This window comes from Microbispora bryophytorum (assembly GCF_006874465.1).
GTDB lineage: Bacteria > Actinomycetota > Actinomycetes > Streptosporangiales > Streptosporangiaceae > Microbispora > Microbispora bryophytorum.
Map to the genome: position 1 here is coordinate 1 of NZ_VIRL01000018.1, position 18,899 is coordinate 18,899.

At 69.0% G+C, this 18,899-nt stretch carries 16 protein-coding genes; 8 read left to right on the plus strand and 8 right to left on the minus strand.

Features of this window, described 5'->3' with window-relative positions:
• From FLX07_RS27095 to FLX07_RS27110, 4 genes are all read left to right on the plus strand, one after another.
• Window positions 1–795 (plus strand): sugar ABC transporter substrate-binding protein (locus tag FLX07_RS27095; RefSeq protein WP_142574512.1); only part of this gene is annotated, 795 nt, incomplete at its 5' end.
• A gap of 59 nt (window positions 796–854) precedes the next feature.
• Window positions 855–1,835, plus strand: coding sequence for a carbohydrate ABC transporter permease (locus FLX07_RS27100; protein WP_142574513.1), 981 nt, complete (start codon window positions 855–857; stop codon window positions 1,833–1,835).
• A complete protein-coding gene (locus FLX07_RS27105) occupies window positions 1,832–2,650 on the plus strand; it encodes a carbohydrate ABC transporter permease (protein ID WP_142574514.1) in 819 nt (272 codons plus the stop codon). The genes FLX07_RS27100 and FLX07_RS27105 overlap by 4 nt, the downstream gene beginning before the upstream one ends.
• A gap of 168 nt (window positions 2,651–2,818) precedes the next feature.
• The gene (locus tag FLX07_RS27110; protein ID WP_142574515.1) at window positions 2,819–5,872 is read left to right on the plus strand and encodes a LamG-like jellyroll fold domain-containing protein; all 3,054 of its coding nucleotides are present in this window, start codon (window positions 2,819–2,821) and stop codon (window positions 5,870–5,872) included.
• An 80-nt stretch (window positions 5,873–5,952) separates the two neighbouring features.
• Here FLX07_RS27110 and sigJ read toward each other — a convergent pair whose 3' ends face one another.
• The 3 genes from sigJ to FLX07_RS27125 are packed head-to-tail and all read right to left on the minus strand — an operon-like array spanning window position 5,953 to window position 8,093.
• Entirely contained in the window at window positions 5,953–6,870 is a 918-nt protein-coding gene (sigJ, locus tag FLX07_RS27115) for an RNA polymerase sigma factor SigJ (protein ID WP_223854004.1), read from the minus strand.
• Between the two features lie 28 nt (window positions 6,871–6,898).
• The gene (locus FLX07_RS27120) at window positions 6,899–7,189 is read right to left on the minus strand and encodes a hypothetical protein (protein WP_142574516.1); all 291 of its coding nucleotides are present in this window, start codon (window positions 7,187–7,189) and stop codon (window positions 6,899–6,901) included.
• A 19-nt stretch (window positions 7,190–7,208) separates the two neighbouring features.
• Entirely contained in the window at window positions 7,209–8,093 is an 885-nt protein-coding gene (locus FLX07_RS27125) for an NmrA family NAD(P)-binding protein (RefSeq protein WP_142574517.1), read from the minus strand.
• 358 nt (window positions 8,094–8,451) lie between these two features.
• Here FLX07_RS27125 and FLX07_RS27130 point away from each other — a divergent pair, with 358 nt between their 5' ends.
• Window positions 8,452–9,213, plus strand: coding sequence for a DUF4352 domain-containing protein (locus FLX07_RS27130; protein WP_142574518.1), 762 nt, complete (start codon window positions 8,452–8,454; stop codon window positions 9,211–9,213).
• A gap of 762 nt (window positions 9,214–9,975) precedes the next feature.
• Here FLX07_RS27130 and FLX07_RS27140 read toward each other — a convergent pair.
• The gene (locus tag FLX07_RS27140) at window positions 9,976–12,978 is read right to left on the minus strand and encodes a ricin-type beta-trefoil lectin domain protein (protein ID WP_142574520.1); all 3,003 of its coding nucleotides are present in this window, start codon (window positions 12,976–12,978) and stop codon (window positions 9,976–9,978) included.
• A gap of 445 nt (window positions 12,979–13,423) precedes the next feature.
• Window positions 13,424–13,789, minus strand: a complete 366-nt coding sequence (locus FLX07_RS27145) for a DUF5997 family protein (protein WP_189105057.1) — start codon at window positions 13,787–13,789, stop codon at window positions 13,424–13,426.
• A gap of 54 nt (window positions 13,790–13,843) precedes the next feature.
• On the opposite strand from FLX07_RS27145, the gene FLX07_RS27150 reads away from it, so the two are divergent.
• Window positions 13,844–14,575: a LysR family substrate-binding domain-containing protein gene (locus tag FLX07_RS27150; RefSeq protein ID WP_229689907.1), complete on the plus strand. Its 732-nt coding sequence runs from the start codon at window positions 13,844–13,846 to the stop codon at window positions 14,573–14,575.
• A 287-nt stretch (window positions 14,576–14,862) separates the two neighbouring features.
• Window positions 14,863–15,066, plus strand: a complete 204-nt coding sequence (locus FLX07_RS27155; RefSeq protein ID WP_139577431.1) for a cold-shock protein — start codon at window positions 14,863–14,865, stop codon at window positions 15,064–15,066.
• A gap of 117 nt (window positions 15,067–15,183) precedes the next feature.
• On the opposite strand, the gene FLX07_RS27160 is transcribed toward FLX07_RS27155, so the two are convergent.
• Complete coding sequence (locus FLX07_RS27160; RefSeq protein ID WP_142574523.1) at window positions 15,184–16,290, minus strand: fatty acid desaturase family protein; 1,107 nt, start codon at window positions 16,288–16,290, stop codon at window positions 15,184–15,186.
• Between the two features lie 11 nt (window positions 16,291–16,301).
• Entirely contained in the window at window positions 16,302–17,369 is a 1,068-nt protein-coding gene (locus tag FLX07_RS27165) for a ferredoxin reductase (protein ID WP_229689908.1), read from the minus strand.
• 283 nt (window positions 17,370–17,652) lie between these two features.
• Here FLX07_RS27165 and FLX07_RS27170 point away from each other — a divergent pair, with 283 nt between their 5' ends.
• Window positions 17,653–17,904, plus strand: coding sequence for a hypothetical protein (locus FLX07_RS27170; protein WP_142574525.1), 252 nt, complete (start codon window positions 17,653–17,655; stop codon window positions 17,902–17,904).
• Window positions 17,905–18,143: 239 nt separating this feature from the next.
• Here FLX07_RS27170 and FLX07_RS27175 read toward each other — a convergent pair whose 3' ends face one another.
• Window positions 18,144–18,692 (minus strand): STAS domain-containing protein, encoded by a 549-nt coding sequence (locus tag FLX07_RS27175; RefSeq protein ID WP_142574526.1) that lies wholly within the window; start codon window positions 18,690–18,692, stop codon window positions 18,144–18,146.
• Between the last annotated feature and the right edge of the window lie 207 nt (window positions 18,693–18,899).

Consider the following 18,899-nt stretch of genomic DNA (forward strand, 5'->3'; position numbering starts at 1 on the left):
CTCTACTACAACAAGGAGGTGCTGAAGAAGGCCGGGGTGGACGCGGACGCGGTGAAGGACTGGGCGTCGCTGACCGCGGCGCTGGAGAAGGTCAAGGCGGCGGGCAAGAAGGGCATCACGTTCTCGGGCATCGGCACCGAGGAGGGCAGCTTCCAGTTCCTGCCCTGGTTCTGGGGTTCGGGCGCGCAGCTCACGAAGCTCGACTCACCCGAGGGCGTCGCGGCGCTGTCGCTGTGGGCCGACTGGGTGAAGAAGGGCTACGCCCCCACCTCGGTCATCAACAACACCCAGACCACGAGCTGGCAGGAGTTCGCGACCGGGGACTTCGCCTTCGGCGAGAACGGCACCTGGCAGCTCGCCAACGCCAAGAAGACCGGCTTCGACTACGGCATCATCCCGATCCCCGCCAAGGACGGCGGCACCGCCCCCGCCCCGACCGGCGGTGAGTTCGTCACCCTTCCCGTGCAGAAGGACACCGCCCGCTACGTCGCCTCCCAGAAGCTGGTGACGTGCCTGGCCAGCACCGGCAACTCCTACACCACCGACACCACGCTGTCGTACATCGCACCGACCGAGGAGGTGCAGGCCAAGCAGGTCGAGCAGAACGCCGAGCTCAAGGTGTGGGTGGAGGCGGTCAAGGCCGCGAAGGGCCGCACCAGCGACAACCTGGGCACCAAGTACCCGAAGATCTCCGAGCCCATGTGGAAGGCGATGCAGGCCGCGCTGAGCGGGTCGCAGTCGGCGCAGGAGGCGCTGACGGCGGCTCAGGGCACGGCGGAAAGCGCCGTCCAGTAGCGTCCGGGCCCGGGCGTCGGTCGCCGGGCCCGCCTCTGGCCGTCCAGATGAAGGAAAGCATGAAACACGCAACACAGACGCCGGCCCCGCCGACCGCGGCGGGCCGGCGGGAGCGGGCCCCGGGGCCACAGTCCGGAGGCGATCGCGGTGCACCCGTACGGCGATCGGGTCAGTGGGCGGCGTGGGCGTTCCTCGCCCCGGTGGTGGTCTACCTGCTCGCGTTCTACGTCTATCCGCTGTACCGCAACGTCGACCTGAGCCTGCGGAACTACACGGTGCGGTCGTTCGTGCAGGGCGACGCGCCGTTCACCGGGCTGGCCAACTACGGGAAGGCCGTCCGCGACGCCACGTTCGGGCCGGCGCTGTGGCACACGGTGGTGTTCACCGTGGTGTCGCTGGCCTTCCAGTTCACCATCGGGCTCGCCCTGGCCGTGTTCTTCACCCGGAACTTCCGGCTGTCGGCGACCCTGCGCGCGCTGTTCCTGGTGCCGTGGCTGCTGCCGCTGATCGTGTCGTCCTCGACCTGGTCGTGGATGCTCAACAGCGAGTCGGGCGTGGTCAACGCGGTGCTCGCGGCGGTGGGGATCGACCCGGTCAACTGGCTGACGTCCCCCGACTGGTCGCTGTGGTCGGTGACCATCGCCAACATCTGGATCGGCATCCCGTTCAACCTGGTCGTGCTCTACAGCGGGCTGCAGGCGATCCCCTCCCACATCTACGAGGCGGCGGCCCTGGACGGGGCCAGTGCCTGGCAGCGGTTCTGGCGGGTGACCTTCCCGCTGCTGCGGCCGGTCTCGGCGATCACGCTGCTGCTCGGGCTGGTCTACACGCTCAAGGTGTTCGACATCATCTGGATCATGACCAAGGGCGGGCCGAGCGACGCGTCCACGACGCTGGCCACCTGGTCCTATCGGCTGGGATTCGGCAACATGCTGCCCTCCTTCGGCCCCGGCGCGGCGGTGGGCAACCTCCTGATCGTGATCGCGCTGGTCTTCGGCCTCGTCTACATCCGCGTGCAGCGACGGCAGGGGGCGGCATGACAACCCGGCGTACCTGGTGGCGGACCGGCCTCGGCGTGGTGTTCACCGCGCTCATGCTGTTCCCGGTCTACTGGATGATCAACGTCTCGTTCACCCGCGACCAGGACATGCGCAAGTCGCCGCCGTACTGGTTCCCCGTCCACGGGACGCTGGAGGGGTATCGCGCGGTGCTGGAGCAGCAGGGGCCCTACCTCGCCACCAGCCTCGTGGTGGGGCTGGGCACCGTGGCCCTGACGGTGGTGATCGCGGCGCCGGCGGCGTACTCGCTGGCCAAGCTGCGCCCGCGCGGCGGCGGGGTGCTGAGCTTCGTGCTGCTGATCGCGCAGATGATCCCCGGCGTGATCATGGCGATGGGGTTCTACGCGATCTACCTGAGCACCGGCGTGCTCAACACCGTGCCGGGGCTGATCGTGGCCGACTCCACGCTGGCGGTGCCGTTCGCGGTGCTGATCTTCACCGCGTTCATGTCCGGCATCCCCGAGGAGCTGATGCAGGCGGCCCGGGTGGACGGCGCGGGCCCGCTACGCACGTTCTGGTCGGTCGTGCTGCCGGTCTCCCGCAACTCGGTCATCACGGTGTCGCTGTTCGCGTTCCTGTGGGCCTGGTCCGACTTCGTCTTCGCCTCCACCCTCGACCAGGGCGGCGGCCGTCAGCCGATCACGCTGGGCATCTACCACTACATCGGCAACAACAACCAGGAGTGGAACGCCATCATGGCCACCGCCGTGGTCGCCTCCATCCCGGCAACCGTCCTGCTCGTCATCGCCCAGCGGTACGTCGCGGCGGGCGTCACCGCCGGCGCGGTGAAGGACTAGCGGTGAAGGACTAGAGGAAGCGTCCCGCATCCCGGAAGAACGCCACATCCGGGCTCGCCGCTGATGTTAGCGCTAACACTGGGTCTCGGCGGCATCGCCGGGGCCCTGCGGGACGCCCCAAGAAAGGTGAACGTCCTGTCGTTCACACAATGTGAAGGAGTAGCACCCATGTCTCGAACGGCATTTCCCCCGGGAGGTGCTTCAGCCCCGCGCCCTGGCCGCAACCGGCTCCGGCGCGTATCCCGCCACGCCGCGGCCCTGGTGGCCGCGCTCACGAGCGCGGCCGCGGGAGCCGCCCTCTCCGCCGTGCCCGCGTCCGCCGCCGCGGACGCGGCGCCGGTCCCGGCGTCCACGCTCGTGGTGAAGGCCGACCAGCCCTTCCGCCCGGTCACGCATGTCGCGACGGGGTCCCTGTACGGCCTCGCCGACGACGCGACGCCCTCCGACGCCCTGGTCAAGGCCATCAAGCCGAACACCTTCGTCCAGATGGCCGTGGGCGGCAAGCAGCAGGCGAAGGGCGACGTGCTCGTGGTCGCCGACAAGGCGGCCCGAGCGGGTGCGAAGGTCGTGAACCGCCTGTCGGACTACTACGCGGGCTGGCCGTACAAGTTCAGCTGGGACTCCTGGCCGGGCGTGGTGGAGCAGCAGGTCAAGGCCGTCCAGGCGTCCGGAGCGACGAACATGGTGGCCTGGGAGCTGTGGAACGAGTCGGACAACACCTGGCTCTCGTCCAACGGCACCTACGAGGACTTCTGGACGAAGACCTTCCGCCAGGTGCGATCGCTCGACCCGACCACGCCGATCCAGGGCCCGAGCTTCTCCGACAACATCAACGACATGGAGAACTTCCTGAGGAACGCGGTCGAGACCGACACGGTTCCCGACATCATCTCCTGGCACGAACTGATCAACTCGGGCAAGATCGTGGGTGACCTCGCCAAGGTCAACGCGATCATGAAGGACCTCGGCATCAGCCCCCGGCCGATCTCCATCGAGGAGTACGCGGCGCCCTCCGAGGTCGGCATCCCCGGCTCGCTGGTGGGATACATCGCGAAGTTCGAGCGATACGGCATCCACGACGCCGAGCTCGCGTTCTGGAACGGCTACGGCGCGCTCGGCGACCTGCTGACCGGCACGGGCGGGAAGCCGAACGGCGCCTACTGGCTCTACAAGTGGTACGCCGACATGAGCGGGGACATGGTCACCACCACCCCGCCCAACGCCACCACCGGCCTCGACGGCGCCGCCGCCGTGCCCACCGACAAGAAGCAGGTCAGCGTGGTCTTCGGCGGCGCCGGCGGCGCCACCGCCGTCAAGGTCGACGGGCTGGACAAGCTCGACCTGGGCGACACCGTCCACGCCACGCTCGAGTACACCCCGTCGTACGGGCGCACCAACCCCGTCGCCGGCCCGATCACCATCTCCGACACCGTCTACAAGGTGACCGACGGCTCCATCACCGTGCCCGTGGCGATGAGCTCCGCCGACGCCTACCACCTGGTGGTCAGCGGCGCCGGCACGGCGACCGACCTGGAGAACACCTACCGGATCACCAACCTCAACAGCGGGCTCGCGCTCGACACCCACGATGCGGGGACGTCGGCCGGGACCCTCGTGAACCAGGCCACCGTCGCGGGCGGCGCCACGCAGCGATGGAAGCTGGTCTCCACCGGCTCCGGCCTGGTCAAGGTCGTCAACGCGGCCAGCGGCCTGGTGCTCGGGGTGAAGGACGCCTCGTCCGGCAACGGTGCGTCCGCTGTCGTGGAGACCGACACCGGCGGCAACACCCGGCTCTGGCAGGTCGTCCCCGACGGGAAGGGCCACAACCAGCTCGTGAACTACGACACGGGCCTGGTGCTCGCCGTCGACGGCATGAGCAAGGACTCGGGCGCCCAGGTCGTGCAGTGGAGTGACACCACCGTCACGTCCTCCGGCATCGGCGGCACCCGGGTGACCGGCAAGCTCGGCAAGGCCGTCGCGCTGTCCGGAGCCAGCCAGTACGTCAACGTGCCGCGCGGCGCGGTGAGCGGCGTCACGGGCGACTTCACGGTCTCGACGTGGGTCAACCCGGCCAAGAACACGACGTGGTCGCGCGTGTTCGACTTCGGTACCGGCGCGTCGAACTACATGTTCCTGACGCTCACCAATGGCGCCGGGCTCCGGTTCGCCATCACGACCGGCGGCGCCGGCGGGGAGCAGCTGATCAGCTCCACCACGTCGCTCCCGCTCAACACCTGGTCGCTGGTGACGGTGACCGTCTCCGGCACCACCGGCACCCTCTACGTCAACGACAAGGTCGCGGGCACCAACGCCAACCTCACCCTGCACCCCTCCAGCCTGGGGAACACCACCCAGAACTGGATCGGCCGCTCGCAGTACTCGGGAGACCCCTACCTGGCCGCCGCGGTCGACGACTTCAACGTCTACAGCCGCGCGCTGACCGCGTCCGAGGTGTCCGCCCTCGCGACCGGGCAGGCCGGCGCGGGCGACGTCCTGCGCTACACGTTCGACGAGAGCACGGGAACGGCCGTCGCGGACTCGTCGGGCAACGGACGCAACGCGACCCTCGTCGCCAGCCCGGCGCCCGCGACGGGCGACGGCACCGTCCCCGACCATTTCTGGACCCTCGCGCCCTACCTGGCGATCAAGGGCGTCTCGGTGGCCGACGGCGCCACCGTCTCCGGCACGCCGACCTTCACCGTCGATCTCGGCGGCGCGGCGTCCGACGTGTCCTACACCTACATCGAGCTCAACCGCGACGGCGTCTGGCTGACCGACAACACCAAGGCATCCGGCAGCCACAACGACGGGCTTCACCCCAACCTCGTCGTCGACACCACCGCCTACCCGAACGGCACCTACCAGCTCAAGATCGACGCGGTCGGCACGAACGGGCTGACCACCGAGCAGACCGTCTCCTTCGTCATCGGCAACCCGCCGGCCTGGGCCGCCACCACGGTCTACGACACGGGTGACCAGGTGTCCTACCACGGATCGGTCTGGCACGCCTCGTGGTGGACGAAGAACCAGACCCCCGGCGATCCGTACGGCCCGTGGCAGGAGTTCGTGACCACGGCGGACGGCACCGCTGTCTGGACCCCGTCACGGATCTTCGACTCCGGCGACCGGGCGGACTACCAGGGCGTCGTCTACCAGGCGCAATGGTGGACCCGCAACCAGAAGCCGGGCGACCCGAACGGTCCCTGGAAGCGCGTCGGATAAAGCCGGCCGATGTCACCGGGCCGGGCGTCCTCCGGGGCGCCCGGCCTTTCGGGCGTCCGGCCCTTCGACCCGAGGTGCGGCTAATCGTTTCGGGATATTTCCTGACCTTTCCCGGCGGTGTGGCCGGAGACGGATCCCAGCTTGTCGGGGTTGCTGACCACGTAGATGTCGCGCACCTGCTCCCCGTCCGCGTCGAGGTCGAGCACCATCACCGCGAGGGGCGCGTCCTCCGCGAAGACGACCACAGAGGGGTCACCGTTGACCTGGCGGTGCCGGACGTCCACGCCGCCGCGCGCGTTGGCCACGACCACCCGGGCGACCTTGTCGCGGCCGCGGATCGGACGCGGCCCGCCCACCGCCGACTTGCCTCCGCCGTCGGGCCACAGGACGACGTCCGGCGCGAGCATCTCCATCAGAGCGGGCAGGTCACCGCCGAACGCCGCCTCGACGAAGCGCTCGGTCACCTCCCGGTGCGTACGCCGGTCGACCCGGGCGCGTGGACGCCGCGCCTGGACGTGTTCGCGGGCCCGGTGGGCGATCTGCCGGATCGCGGGCGGGCTGCGGTCCAGCATGGCGGCGATCTCGTTGTGCTGGTAGGCGAACACCTCGTGCAGGACGAACACGGCCCGCTCCAGCGGGGTGAGCGTCTCCAGGATCACCAGCAGGGCGATCGACACCGACTCCGCGCGTACCGCGGGTTCGGCGGCGTCGGGACCGGTGATCAGCGGTTCCGGCAGCCACGGGCCCAGGTAGGTCTCCTTGCGCCTGCGCAGCGCGCTCTGGTGACCGAGGGCCTGGTTGACCGCGACACGCACCAGGTAGGCGCGGGGGTTGTCGACGCCGGCCACATCCCGTGCCGCCCACGCCAGCCAGGTCTCCTGAAGCACGTCCTCGGCGTCGCCGACCGTGCCGAGCATGTTGTAGACGATGGAGAACAACAACTCACGGTGGCCGGCGAACACCTCGGAAGCGTCGGCCGCGGGGGTTTCACGCATCATGGGGCTCCTTGCCGCTAGGGATACCGGATCAGCGCGTCGCGCACAGCACCAGGGCGGGATCGTGCCGGCATCGAAGCTCATCCGTTCCGGAAGGCGGCGATGTGGCCGGCCACCCAGCCGGCGTACGTCCGTGCCGGACGGCCGCTTCCCCGGCCTCCCTGTTCCGGTCCCCCCGCCATCGGGACGGCTGCAGGTCGAACGGATCGTCGATGATCGCCGACGGGACCACCACCCTGCTCACGCCCCGCTCGGCGGCCAAGGCGAGGAGCCGGTCGGCCGAGTCGCCGAAGATGCGTGAGTCCAGGGTGATGAGGATCATGGGTTTCGCCTTCGTGAGGTCAGCGCGGGCCGGTGGGCAGGAAGTGACGGGCGTTGTCGGCGGCCCATTGGGCGAACGTGCGCGGCGGCCGGCCGACGACCTGCTCGACATCGCCGATGAGCCTGGTGGCGAAGTCGCTGGGCGTGCCGTAGACCCGCAGCAGGCTCTCCACCAGGTCCGTCTCGTCGGCTCTCTCGATCTCCGCGAACGCACGGAAGAGGGCAAGCTGCGGACGCCGGTCCGGCACGCTCCACTCGCGGCGCACCTCGTCGGGGGTGAGCTCCTCGAACCGCAGATCGCGGCCGGTCGCCTCGGCGATGATCGCGACCATCCGCCGTGCGGTCAGCACCTCGGGGCCGGTGAGGTGGTAGGACCTGCCGCCGTGACCGTCCTGCGTCAGCACGGCCGCCGCGACGGCGCCGATGTCGTACTCGTCGACCGGCGGGCTCTGCCGATCTCCGTACGGCTCACGCACCCGCCCGGTGGTCCGCAGCGACTCGCCCCAGTCGTTGAGGAAGTTGGCCATGAACTGGGTCGGCCGCAGGAGGGTCCACTCCAGGCCGCTCGCCCTGACGGCCGGCTCCAGCGTGCCCTCCTGCCAGCCGCCCAGCACGGTGGCCTTGGCGACTCCGGCCCGCTCCGCGAGCGCGACGATGTCGCGTCCGTTGGCGAGAGGCCGGTAGCCGACGCCGAAATTGATCAGGTGGACGGCGGTGACGCCGTCGAAGGCTCCCTCCAGGCCGGCGGCGTCGGTGAGGTCACCGCCCACAGCCTCGACGCCGTACGGCAGGACGGCGCAGCCGGGGTCCCGGGTCAGCGCCCGCACCTTCCGGCCGCGTTCGAGAAGATGGTGGACCACCTGTCGGCCGACGGTCCCGGTGGCTCCGGTGACGAGAATGGTCATGCCGAGTGCTCCTTGTCGCCGTGGGTCACGCCGTCCCGCCCGCTGGGCGCGCACGGGAACGGTCACGCCTCCTAAGAGGACCGGCGGGGAGCGAAGTGTGACGTCGCGGGCGGATTTACCACGCGCTCGACCTGGACACGCTGTTCGAGCTCGACCTGAAGTGCCCGCTGGACGGGATGGCGACGCTTATCGGGCTCAACGAGCGCCGGGCGCGGACCACGCCGACGGCCCGCTCACCGGCTCCCTTGGCCTCCCGAAGGCTAACGATCTGATCAGTCGGCAGGGAGAGGTAACCCGTCTCGGTGGATCACTCGTCCCGTGATCGTCCAGTTTCACATGACCTCCCGGAGATTCACCGATGACCGAGCAGCCTCCCGGCGGCTATCAGCCGGACCCTCGCCAGTTCCCGCAGCAGCCGTACCCGTACCAGGGGCCTGGGGGTCCGCAGCCTCAGCAGTACGGCCCACCTGCCTACGGTCCTCCACCCGGCTACGGCTACCCGCCTCCGCCGCGGCCGCCCAAGAAGTCGAACACAGGGCTGATCGTCCTTGCGGTGATCGGCGGGATCTGCCTGGTGCTGTTCGCCGGGTGCGGCGTCCTGGTCGCCCTCACCGGCGATAACACGAACTCCCCCACGGTGGCGACCGTACGACAAGACGAGACGGCCCCGGCCGTCGGCGACGACCAGGAGACAGAGCAGCCCGCGGACGAGTCGGAGGACAAGACCGCGGGGAAGGTCGGCACCCCCGTCAGGGACGGCAAGTTCCAGTTCACCGTGAAGAAGGTGTCCCGCGCCGACAGTGTCGGGTCTGGGTTCACCGAGCAGAAGCCCAAGGGCGAGTTCATCCTGATCGTCATCACCGTGGAGAACATCGGCGACGAAGCCCAGTCGTTCGCCGGGTCCGTGCAGAAGCTGATCGACGCCGACGGCCGTGAGTATGAGGCCGACACCGGGGCGGCACTCTGGCTGAAAGACTCCAAGAGCATGTATGAGCAGATCAATCCAGGCCTGTCGGTGGATGGGACGGTGGTCTTCGACGTGCCGAAGGGATTGAACCCGGTGGCGATCGAGCTGCATGACTCGCTGTTCTCGGGTGGGGTTCGGGTGTCGCTGAAGTGAGCATGTGAATCTGCCCCGTCTGCCGGGCGTCTCGATGTACGGGCGGCTACGTGGCCGCCAACGACTGACCGACGTCGCCGCCAACCGTGGCCAGGACACTGTGAGGCGATGGCAAGCGCCGCGGGGATGAACGGCTCCGTGGGCGGTCGGCAGGTAGGGCTGTCCGACGAAGGCGAGCGGCGTGCCGAAGTGCGACGGGATCGTGATCGCAATCGCAGCTTGCCTCTGCGGCTCACCGGATGCGTGACCAGCCAAGACGGCAGGAGGTCACGCCTAGGGCAGTTCGCGGCGCGCCAGAGCTTCGGAGAAGGGCCCTCCGGTTCTCCGGGCGTACGTCATTCGCGCGCGCACCTCGCTGAGCGAGCGCGGGCGGTAACCAGGGCCCCCGCAGCAACTCTTGTGAAAGCGGACGCCCGCGTGCAGCAGCACCGAGAGCGTCCGCCAGCCTGCCCTGTCGGTACGGCGCGGTGCCGCGAAGGCGGAGCCGACATGGACAAGCGGCTGCGCGCATCGAGGGCAGAGCCGATCGTCGAGGCCCAGGCCTGGAAACGGCTGCTTGTACGAGGCTCGGCAGGGCAAGCAGACGAAGGAGGTCTTCCCATGGGCCATGCGGGCAGATTAGGCCGATCATTCGGCAAAGGCGACAGGATTCGGGCTGCCTCGCAGGAGCCGTCGTGAGGCCGTTCCACGACATCAGTCGGCAGCGGGAGCCGGTCGATTCCTGGCGGCTTCCCGCCAGGAATCGACCGGGTGAGCGGCGGTTCAGCCCCAGAGGGCTGAGTTGCCGAAGTTGGCGGGTTCGGTCTCGCCCGCTGCCCCGGCCGTGTCGGTGGTCGTGATCGTGATGGTGGCGTCGGGCAGGCCCGAGGACTTCGCCGTGATGGTGGTGGTGCCGGCGTAGTAGGAACGGAACTCGATCGCCATCTTCCCGTCGAAGGCCGAGACGTTCGGCGTGAAGGTGTACGACTTGCCGCCGGGCAGGATTCCCGGGCCGCTGGTGACGGTTAGTGTGACGGCGCGGGTGTCGTTGACCCAGGCGCCGGACGAGTTCCGCATCGTCACCACGAGCTGGGTGTCCGTGGCGCCGTCGTCAGTGATCGTCGTCGGGGAGTACTTCCCGGCTTCCAGCGTCATCCGGGTCGCTGTTCCGCTCGTGGATCGTTCGCGGGCCACGGGCGTGGGGTCGGCGACATTGGTGAGGCCTGTCCACCTCGACTTGTTGGCCCGGTACCAGTACCACTGGTCCTTCGGCAGCCGGTAGTAGTCGATCATGCCCATGCGGGCGAAGGCGGCACTCATGATCGTGCCGTGGTCGAAGCCCGCCCAGATGGCCAGTCCGGCGCTTCCGGTCGTGAGCGTGAACCTGGTGCCGTCGGACGGATCCGCGACGTCGCCGTACGTCGGGTTGTATGTACCGGGCCGGTCGGAGGTGTACGACCCGTACTCCGAGACGACGTTCGGCATCCACGTGTTGGTGATCTTCCCGCCGTCGCCGTTGTAACCGGCGACGTCACTGACCGAGAGCTGGTCGAGCGAGCTGCGTTGCACGCCGCCCAGCCCTGCCTTGCGCGTCGGATCGAGCTGGTGGGAGTAGTCGCGCATCCTGCTCACCAGCGCCCTGGCGTTGTTCAGGGTGGATGAGGAGGTGAAGAACACCTCGTTGCCCATCGACCAGTTGATGATCGAGGGATGGTTGCGGTTGACCCGGATCATGTCGCGCAGGCCGTCCAAGGCGCTCTGCTCGAAGGCCGCCTGGTCGGCCGTCTTCTGCGGATAGCCGTCCGCCTGGTAGTCGTTGACGGTGCCGGTCGGCGTGGGCTCCCTGCCGGCGGTCGCGGTCGCCCAGAAGGTGGCCTCCGACCAGAGCATGACGCCGAGCCTGTCTGTGGAGTCCGCGAAGGACGGGTCGTGGGGATAGTGCGAGCCCCGGATGAAGTTCATCCCGGCCTCACGGATGTAGCGGACGTCGCGGTCGAAGCCCGAGTTGGTGACGGCGTTGCTCCAGCCGCCGTGGTCCTGGTGCGCGTCCGCCCCGACGAGCAGCGTCTTGACACCGTTGAGATAGAAGCCGTCCACCTTCCACTGCGCGCTGCGGAAGCCGAACGTGGTGTCATAGCTGTCGACGATGACACCGTTGTCGACCGCCCCGTCCGGAGTGCGGTCGATCACCAGAGAGGTGGTCACGGTGTAGAGCGCCGGGTTGTTCGGCGCCCAGAGGTCGAGACCCTGCAGCATGGCGGAGGTGTTCGAGAGAGATCCGCTCAGCGCGTCGAGCGTCGTCGTGGCCGCGGCGCCGAGTGTCCGTACGGGCGAGGTGAACGTCGCCAGCACGCCGGCCGATCCCTGCTTGCGCACCTCCTGGCGCGCGTAGACGTCGACCGCGGCGGAACCGTCGTTGCGGACCTCCGTCTGCGCTCTGACGTTGGAGCGGCGGGCGGTGATGTTCGCGCGCAGGTCGGTCTCGCTCGGATACTGCGACAGATCGATGTTCCTGTAGTACGCCGAGTTGCTCGTGTTCCAGGCCGGGTTGGTGAGCGCGGGGGTGGTGACGAAGGTGCCGTACCAGGTGACGTGGACGTTGTCGGTGACGTTCAGGTAGACGTCACGGTAGAGGCCGCCGCTGAACTGGTGGTCGCCCGTCCGGGGGGCGAGGTCCGGTTGCCAGCGGTTGTTCACGCGCACCGCTATCACGTTGTCGCCGGTCCGGATCGCGCTGGTGATGTCGAAGGCGAATCCCGTATAGCCGCCCCGATGCGTGCCTGCCTTGGTTCCGTTGACCCACACATCGGTGATCGAGAACGCGCCCTCGAACTCGAGCTCGACGCGCTTGCCGTCCCAGGACGAGGGAACGGTGAAGTGCTTGCGATACCAGCCCGCACCCACGTGAAAGTTCTGCCCGCCGGTGGAGCCGCCCACGTTGTACGGCGCGTCGAAGTCGTGGGGCAACGCCACGGGGACCCATCTCGAGTCGTCGAAGCCGGCGTTCTGGGCGCCCGTCACATCCGAACGGACGAACCTCCACCCCCGGTCGAAGTTGACCTTCTGCCGTGAGCTCGATCCGGTCGGCGGGCTGCTCGACGGCGACGGCGACGGCGACGGTGACGGGGTGGGGGAGGCGGACGGCGTCGGGCTCGGTGTCGGGCTGGGCGTGGGGCTGGGCGTGGGGCTGGGTGTCGGGCTGGGGCTGCCTCCGGCGGTGCTCCACCTCTGGTTGGCCTGTCCGCTGCAGGTCCACAGGATGACCGCGGTCCCGTTGGCCGTGCCGTTGCCGTTCACGTCCAGGCACAGACCCGACTGCCCGCCGGTGATCGACCCGTCGGCGTTCTGCCGCCACTTCTGGTTGTTCTGCCCGTTGCACGACCAGATGACCACCTTCGTGCCCGGCGAGGTCCCCCCGCCGTAGGCGTCCACGCACCGCGTGCCGTTGAACGTCCGCAGCTCACCGGCCGAGGTGAACTCGAACGCCTGGTTGGCCTGCCCGTTGCAGTCCCAGATCTGCAGGGCGGTGCCCGGCGCGTCGGCGTTTCCCGCCCCATCCAGACACCGGCCCGAGGCGGTGCTGACCAACGAGGACGCGGCCGCCGCCGCCGGCGCCGCCCATGTCAGCGCCGCCGCGACCACCGTCACCATCGCGGCGGCCATCGCGGCGATCCCTGTCTTTCTGCGTACGGGTGGGGGGGAGTGCAACGATCCTCCTGGGGTGCAGGCCTGACCGTGGGGGCGGCCGAGCAGCGTCGTCGCCTCGAAGACTGTGAGCGCTAACATCGGAGCTCCGGGGTGAGCCCCCGTCTCGGGCCGCCCACCCGCGTTCCGGAGTGTCACCGAAATCGAGGCAGATCGTTTCCTGATCGGGAAGCTATTCAGCGCATCCGTCTCCGTCAATAGACCCGATCGGTGCACCGGTGTGGGCCCTGCGACCGCCGCCGCGGGGACAGCAGAACCCGCAGTTGGATCCCCAGGTCGCGCTGTGATTGACGGTGCCGATGGCTCCGCCGGAGGCGGAAAACCTCGGATGAAAAAGTGGGAAAGTTTCAGCCGATGGTCGGCTGTCCGAACGCAGGGCGGCCCCGGACCGGTGGCCTGCCTGGCACGTCCCGGTCGGCCAAGGCGCGGTAGAGCTGCTCATGCGCCGGGTCGCGCTGGAAAGACTCAGCGGCTCGCCCGGATGGCGGCGGACCGAACCGGTCCAGATCGCCACTCCCCAGCGCTGCTAGCGCTGCTTGAGGCGCTGTGCTTCCTTGCGCACCTCGGCCTGGACCGACCGCTCGTGCTTCAGCCACTCGGGGTCCTCCGCCTTGATGGCCTCGATCTCGGCCGTGGTGAGCGGTCCGGTGATGCCGGCCCTGGCCAGGCCCGAGTTGGAGATGCCCAGCTTCACGGCGACGACCTGCCTGGGATGCGGACCGTTGCGCCGCAGATCGGCCAGCCACGCCGGCGGATCGGCCTGCAGCCTGTTCAGCTCATCCCTGGAGACGACTCCCTCCTGGAACTCGGCGGGAGTGGCCGAGAGGAGCACACCCAGCTTCTTGGCCGCGGTCGCGGGCTTCATCGTCTGGGTGGTTTTGAGCTTGGTCATGATGTCAAGGGTATGGCGGGAAGCCGCCTCCCCGGACATCGGTACCCTGGGCAGGTGACCGACAGGGAGTTCCGGCTGGCTTACGTGCCTGGGGTGACGCCCGCCAAATGGGTCGACGTCTGGGCCGAGCGTGTGCCCGACGTGCCACTCAGCCTGGTCTCCGTCGCCCCCGCCGACGTGGTGCGGCTCCTGCACGAGGGCGGCGCCGACGCCGGGTTCGTGCGGTTGCCCGTGGACCGTGCAGGGCTCAGCGTGATCCCTCTCTACGCCGAGACCACCGTGGTCGTGGTGCCGAAGGATCACGCGGTGGCCGCCGCCGACGAGGTGACCGTTGCCGATCTCGCCGACGACGAGGTGTTCCATCCGATGGACGACACCCTTGAGTGGACGGCCCTGCCGGGACGGCCGGCTTTCACGCGCCCGGACACGACGGCGGAGGCGATCCAGCTCGTGGCGGCCGGGGCCGGGCTGCTGCTGGTCCCGCAGTCGCTGGCACGCCTGCATCACCGCAAGGATCTGACCTACCGGCCGGTCGTGGAGACGCCGCAGTCGCAGATCGCGCTGGCCTGGCCCGAAAAGGCGACGACCGAACTGGTTGAGGACTTCATCGGCATCGTCCGAGGGCGTACGGCGAACAGTTCGCGGGGCCGCACCCCCGCACCTGCCCAGGAACCCGCGTCTGCGCAGGAAAAGGCGCGGAAGCAGCCGCGCGGTCCCGCTCCGGGCGGGTCGGGCCGGCGGGGCGCGCAAACCGGCCGGGGCAGGAAGGGCCGCCGTCCCCGCTGAACCAGCCACCGGTCAACAGGCGTCGTCGAGTGCTTGACCGCGTACGGGGTCATGCCCGCAGCCGGGATGTACGGCGGTTTCGTAAAGGGGGCCACACGGGCGCGCCTATCGGGTACTGTTTCTAAGAAACAGGTTGTGTCGAAGTCCCAGTTTGCGTAACAGCGCCTGTGGAGCTATGACAGCGGGCGTTACCGTACGGAGCCGAGGCTTTCCCAAGGCGGTCGGTCGCAGCAGCCCGGGGATCACACCCGTGGTCCTCGAGATCGTCTTATCAAGGAGAAAGCAACATGGCTCAGGGAACCGTCAAGTGGTTCAACGCCGAAAAGGGCTTCGGCTTCATCGCTCCCGACGACGGCACTCCGGACGTCTTCGTCCACTACTCTGCCATCGACGCTGGCGGCTACCGCTCGCTGGAGGAGAACCAGCGGGTCGAGTACACCGCGGGCCAGGGCGCCAAGGGCCCGCAGGCCGAGCAGGTTCGCCCGCTCTAAGCGACGCTTCGCCGCCGATGCCGGGCACCTGAACGTGGCCCGTCATCCGACGACATCCGGCCCCGGGCTCCTCACGGAGTCCGGGGCTTTGTCATGCGCCGGTGGATCCGCTCGGGCTCACGCCGCGGCTTTGAGCGCCTGAGCGGAGGAGTCGGCCGCCGATGGCCGGCCGGGCCCCGGCAGTGCCATCCGCAGGACGCGTTTCCATACCGACCCCGCCTGCCGGGCCAGCGACCCGGACGTGTACGGAAGGCCGAACCGCTCGCACAGGGCGCGGACCCGGGGTGCGATCTCCGCGTACCGGTTGCTGGGCAGGTCGGGGAACAGGTGGTGCTCGATCTGGTGGCTGAGGTTGCCGCTCATGATGTGGAGGAGGCGTCCGCCGTCGATGTTGCACGAGCCGAGCAGTTGGCGGAGGTACCACTCGCCACGGGTCTCGTTCTCGAGCCGGTCCTCGGTGAAGATGTGCGCGCCCTCGGGAAAGTGACCGCAGAAGATGATTGTGTGCGCCCACACGTTGCGCGCCATGTTCGCGGTCAGGTTGCCGAGCAGGACGGGCAGGAAGGCCGGACCGGCGAGCAGCGGGAACGCGACGTAGTCCTTGACGATCTGGCGGCGTATCTTGGCCGCCACGGCGCGAGCCTGCGCGAGGGCCTCCTTCGGATCCCTTCTCCCCGACGGGATGCGCTCCAGTTCGAGGTCGTAGATGGCTATGCCGTACTCGAAGAAGAGCGCCAGCAGCGCGTTGTAGAACGGCTGGGCGAGATAGATCGGATGCCATGGCTGCTCCGGGCTGATCCGCATCGCCGAATAGCCGATGTCGCGGTCCTTGCCGAGCACGTTCGTCCAGGTGTGGTGGACGAAGTTGTGGGAGTGTTTCCACTGGTCGGCGGGGGAGGCCATGTCCCACTCCCAGGTGGTGGAGTGGATCTTCGGGTCCCGCATCCAGTCCCACTGCCCGTGCAGGACGTTGTGGCCGATCTCCATGTTCTCCAGGATCTTCGCGACGGCCAGCGCCGCCGTCCCGGCGGCCCAGGCGGGAGGCAACCAGGAGGCGAACAACAGCGCCCTCCCCGTCAGCTCTAGCTTGCGCTGGGCCGCGATGACACCCCGGATATAGGCCGCGTCCCGCTCGCCGAGGCTCGCGAGCACCTCGTCGCGGATCTTGTCCAGCTCGCGGCCGAACCCCTCGGTGTCGACAGAGGCCGGTTGTTTGGCAGGCATGCGTGTCCCTTTCACAGTTCGATCTCGACTTTGCCGATCGCCACCGACACGCAGGTCTGGATCATGTCTCCTGCGTCTCCGTGCACCTGGCCGGTCCGTACGTCACGTACCCGGCCCGAGCGCAGGCGCGCGACGCATCCGTAGCAGATGCCCATACGGCAGCCGCTCGGCATGAGCACCCCCGCGCTCTCGCCGACGGCCAGCAACGGTGTGCCGCCGTCGGCCTCGGCTTCTCGCCCGCTCCTGGTGAAGCGGACGTGTCCCCCCGAGCCCGCTGCCGCCGCCGGCGCCAGACTGAAGCGCTCGACATGGATCCCGTCCGCGGGCCCGATCCAGCGCGCCGCGATGTCGTCGAGCATCGCCGGCGGTCCGCACGCCCATAGGGACCGCTCGGCCCAGTCCGGGCAGAGCCGGGCCAGATCCGCGGGCCGCAGCCGTCCTTCGGTGCGGGTGTGCCGCTCGTGCAGCCGCAGCCGGGGGTATCGCGCAGCCAGGCTCCGGAGTCGCCGGCCGAAGATGACGTCGTCGGGTGTCCGCGCCGAGTGGACCAGCACGATGTCCGGTCCGTCCGCACTGTCCAGACGCAGGCCGTCCAGCATCGCCATCACCGGTGTGATGCCGCTCCCGGCGGTCACGAACAGCAGTCGCGGTGGTGGTGGCTCCGGAAGGACGAACGCCCCCTCGGGCCGTCCCAGCGTGAGCACCGCCCCGGGCATGGTGCTCCGTACCAGGTGGTCGGAGACGAGCCCGCCGCGCACGGCCTTCACCGTGACGGTGATGCGACCATCGGACCGGTCCGGGGCCGACGACAGTGAGAAGGTCCGCCAGTGCCGCCGCCCGTCGATGTCGACGCCGATCCGGACCGACTGACCGGGACGGTGCACCGTCCAGCCCAGACCCGGGCGGATCACCAGAGTCGCCGCGTCGCAGGTTTCCGCGTGCACCGCCTCGACCCGGCCGTACAACTCCTCCACCGCCCAGAGCGGATTGATCAACCTGAGGTAGTCCTCGGGAAGCAGCGGTGACGTCAGCCAGTGCGCGGCTCCCGACAGCCGGTGCAGGAGAGCCGCAGGGGACACGGATGCGCGTGTAAGGATCACAGAGCCTTCCCGAGGCGGTCGAGGACCCAGGCCACGAAAGGGCCGTCCGTGCTGAGACATACCCGCCGTCCGCGTCCGGCACCTGTGGGCCAGGGCCATGAAGGGAGCAGGAAGCGGTTCAGGACCGGTAAGGCCCGTTGGCGGCTCGGCTACAGGAGGAGGTTCGCGGCGCCCGCAGAAAGGGCGATGTGGACGCTACGCCGGGGGTTTTGCGGGGATACCCACGTGGACCCGGTCCCATCCTCACGATGAGGAGCAGCGCATGACCATGGACGCTCCCACCGGGCTGCTCTACTTGCTGAGCGTTGGCAAGGAAAAGGAACTGATTCTCCGCGTGCACGGCGCGACGCCCGCAGTCGACAGACTCGTCGACTGGATGGAGCAGGGCACTGTGGTGTCCCTTCAGATCTCCCACGAGGGCGAGCCGGGCACCTTCACCTACGTGGTCAACTTCAGGCACGTGGTGGCAGCCCGCTTCGCTCCCTACGGGTCGACACGGATCAGCAGCTTCTGAGCCGTCGTATAGGGCGCGATGCGGTGCTGTGCTGTTGTGCGGTGGCGTTGCCCGGTGCGGTCCGGAGCGGTTGTCCGGTGCGGTTGTCTAGTGCTGCGCGGTTGCCCGGTGCTGTGCGGTGCGGTTGTCCGGTGCTGTGGGGTGCGGCCGCCCTCGTCTTGTGGGCCACGGGCTCGTTCGCGGGCCCGCCTCCTGCGCGGCGAGGGCTTCCGCCTTCGTCGCGGCTCCGGGCCCTCCGGCTACGCCGGCATCGGGATGATGCGGTCCAGGCCGGTTACATGAAGTAGCCGGGACAGGTACGGGCGGGCTGCGGTCAGGGAGAGGGTGATCCCCATCGCCTTGGCGCGGCGCTGGATGCCGACCAGAACTCCCAGCCCGCAGGTGTCGCATGCCGCCACACCCGACAGATCGATGACGAGCACGCCACTGCTGTAGCGCAGGACGTCCAGCAGATCCTCACGCAGGCCGGGACTGGTGAAGATATCGATCTCACCGGACAACCGGATGGTCGTCGGGACCGAAGGGCAGGCTCGGCCGGGTGGCGTGGTGTCACGGACGGCGATGGAACGCGCCGGCCGGCGACGAGACGGGGTCTTTCGCGGCAGGCTTGGCAGGTGGGAGTGCGACCGGCGGTGTCGGCACCCGTCCGGCAGGTCCGCCGGCAGCGTGCTGATGTGCCCGCCGTCGTTCTCGCCGTCCACGTCCCGCGTGGCGCCGCCTTCTTTGCGGGTCGCAGTGGTGAGGAGGCCGACGGGGAGCAGGCCGAGCGTGCCCTGACCGGCGCGCATGAGCGCGGTTCCGGCAGGGCCGTTCGCGGCGTATGCCGGGCCGAGGACGGGAGCCGACCGTGGCCGGACGTCAGAGCCGACGACGGGGGCCGCTTCGGCAGGGGCGGTGGGCGGTGTGGAACAAGTGAGCAGCGTCGGTGTCATGATCGCCTGGCCTGTCTTGGCCCTCGAAAAGGACCGCGTCCTGATATCTCGCCGTGGGCGACG

Bases quoted from the DNA above. Each gene is read 5' to 3' on its own strand.
- FLX07_RS27100 (WP_142574513.1), top strand. From the start codon at position 855: ATGAAACACGCAACACAGACGCCGGCCCCGCCGACCGCGGCGGGCCGG.
- FLX07_RS27105 (WP_142574514.1), top strand. From the start codon at position 1,832: ATGACAACCCGGCGTACCTGGTGGCGGACCGGCCTCGGCGTGGTGTTC.
- FLX07_RS27110 (WP_142574515.1), top strand. From the start codon at position 2,819: ATGTCTCGAACGGCATTTCCCCCGGGAGGTGCTTCAGCCCCGCGCCCT.
- sigJ (WP_223854004.1), bottom strand. From the start codon at position 6,870: ATGATGCGTGAAACCCCCGCGGCCGACGCTTCCGAGGTGTTCGCCGGC.
- FLX07_RS27120 (WP_142574516.1), bottom strand. From the start codon at position 7,189: ATGATCCTCATCACCCTGGACTCACGCATCTTCGGCGACTCGGCCGAC.
- FLX07_RS27125 (WP_142574517.1), bottom strand. From the start codon at position 8,093: ATGACCATTCTCGTCACCGGAGCCACCGGGACCGTCGGCCGACAGGTG.
- FLX07_RS27130 (WP_142574518.1), top strand. From the start codon at position 8,452: ATGACCGAGCAGCCTCCCGGCGGCTATCAGCCGGACCCTCGCCAGTTC.
- FLX07_RS27140 (WP_142574520.1), bottom strand. From the start codon at position 12,978: ATGTTAGCGCTCACAGTCTTCGAGGCGACGACGCTGCTCGGCCGCCCC.
- FLX07_RS27145 (WP_189105057.1), bottom strand. From the start codon at position 13,789: ATGACCAAGCTCAAAACCACCCAGACGATGAAGCCCGCGACCGCGGCC.
- FLX07_RS27155 (WP_139577431.1), top strand. From the start codon at position 14,863: ATGGCTCAGGGAACCGTCAAGTGGTTCAACGCCGAAAAGGGCTTCGGC.
- FLX07_RS27160 (WP_142574523.1), bottom strand. From the start codon at position 16,290: ATGCCTGCCAAACAACCGGCCTCTGTCGACACCGAGGGGTTCGGCCGC.
- FLX07_RS27170 (WP_142574525.1), top strand. From the start codon at position 17,653: ATGACCATGGACGCTCCCACCGGGCTGCTCTACTTGCTGAGCGTTGGC.
- FLX07_RS27175 (WP_142574526.1), bottom strand. From the start codon at position 18,692: ATGCGCGCCGGTCAGGGCACGCTCGGCCTGCTCCCCGTCGGCCTCCTC.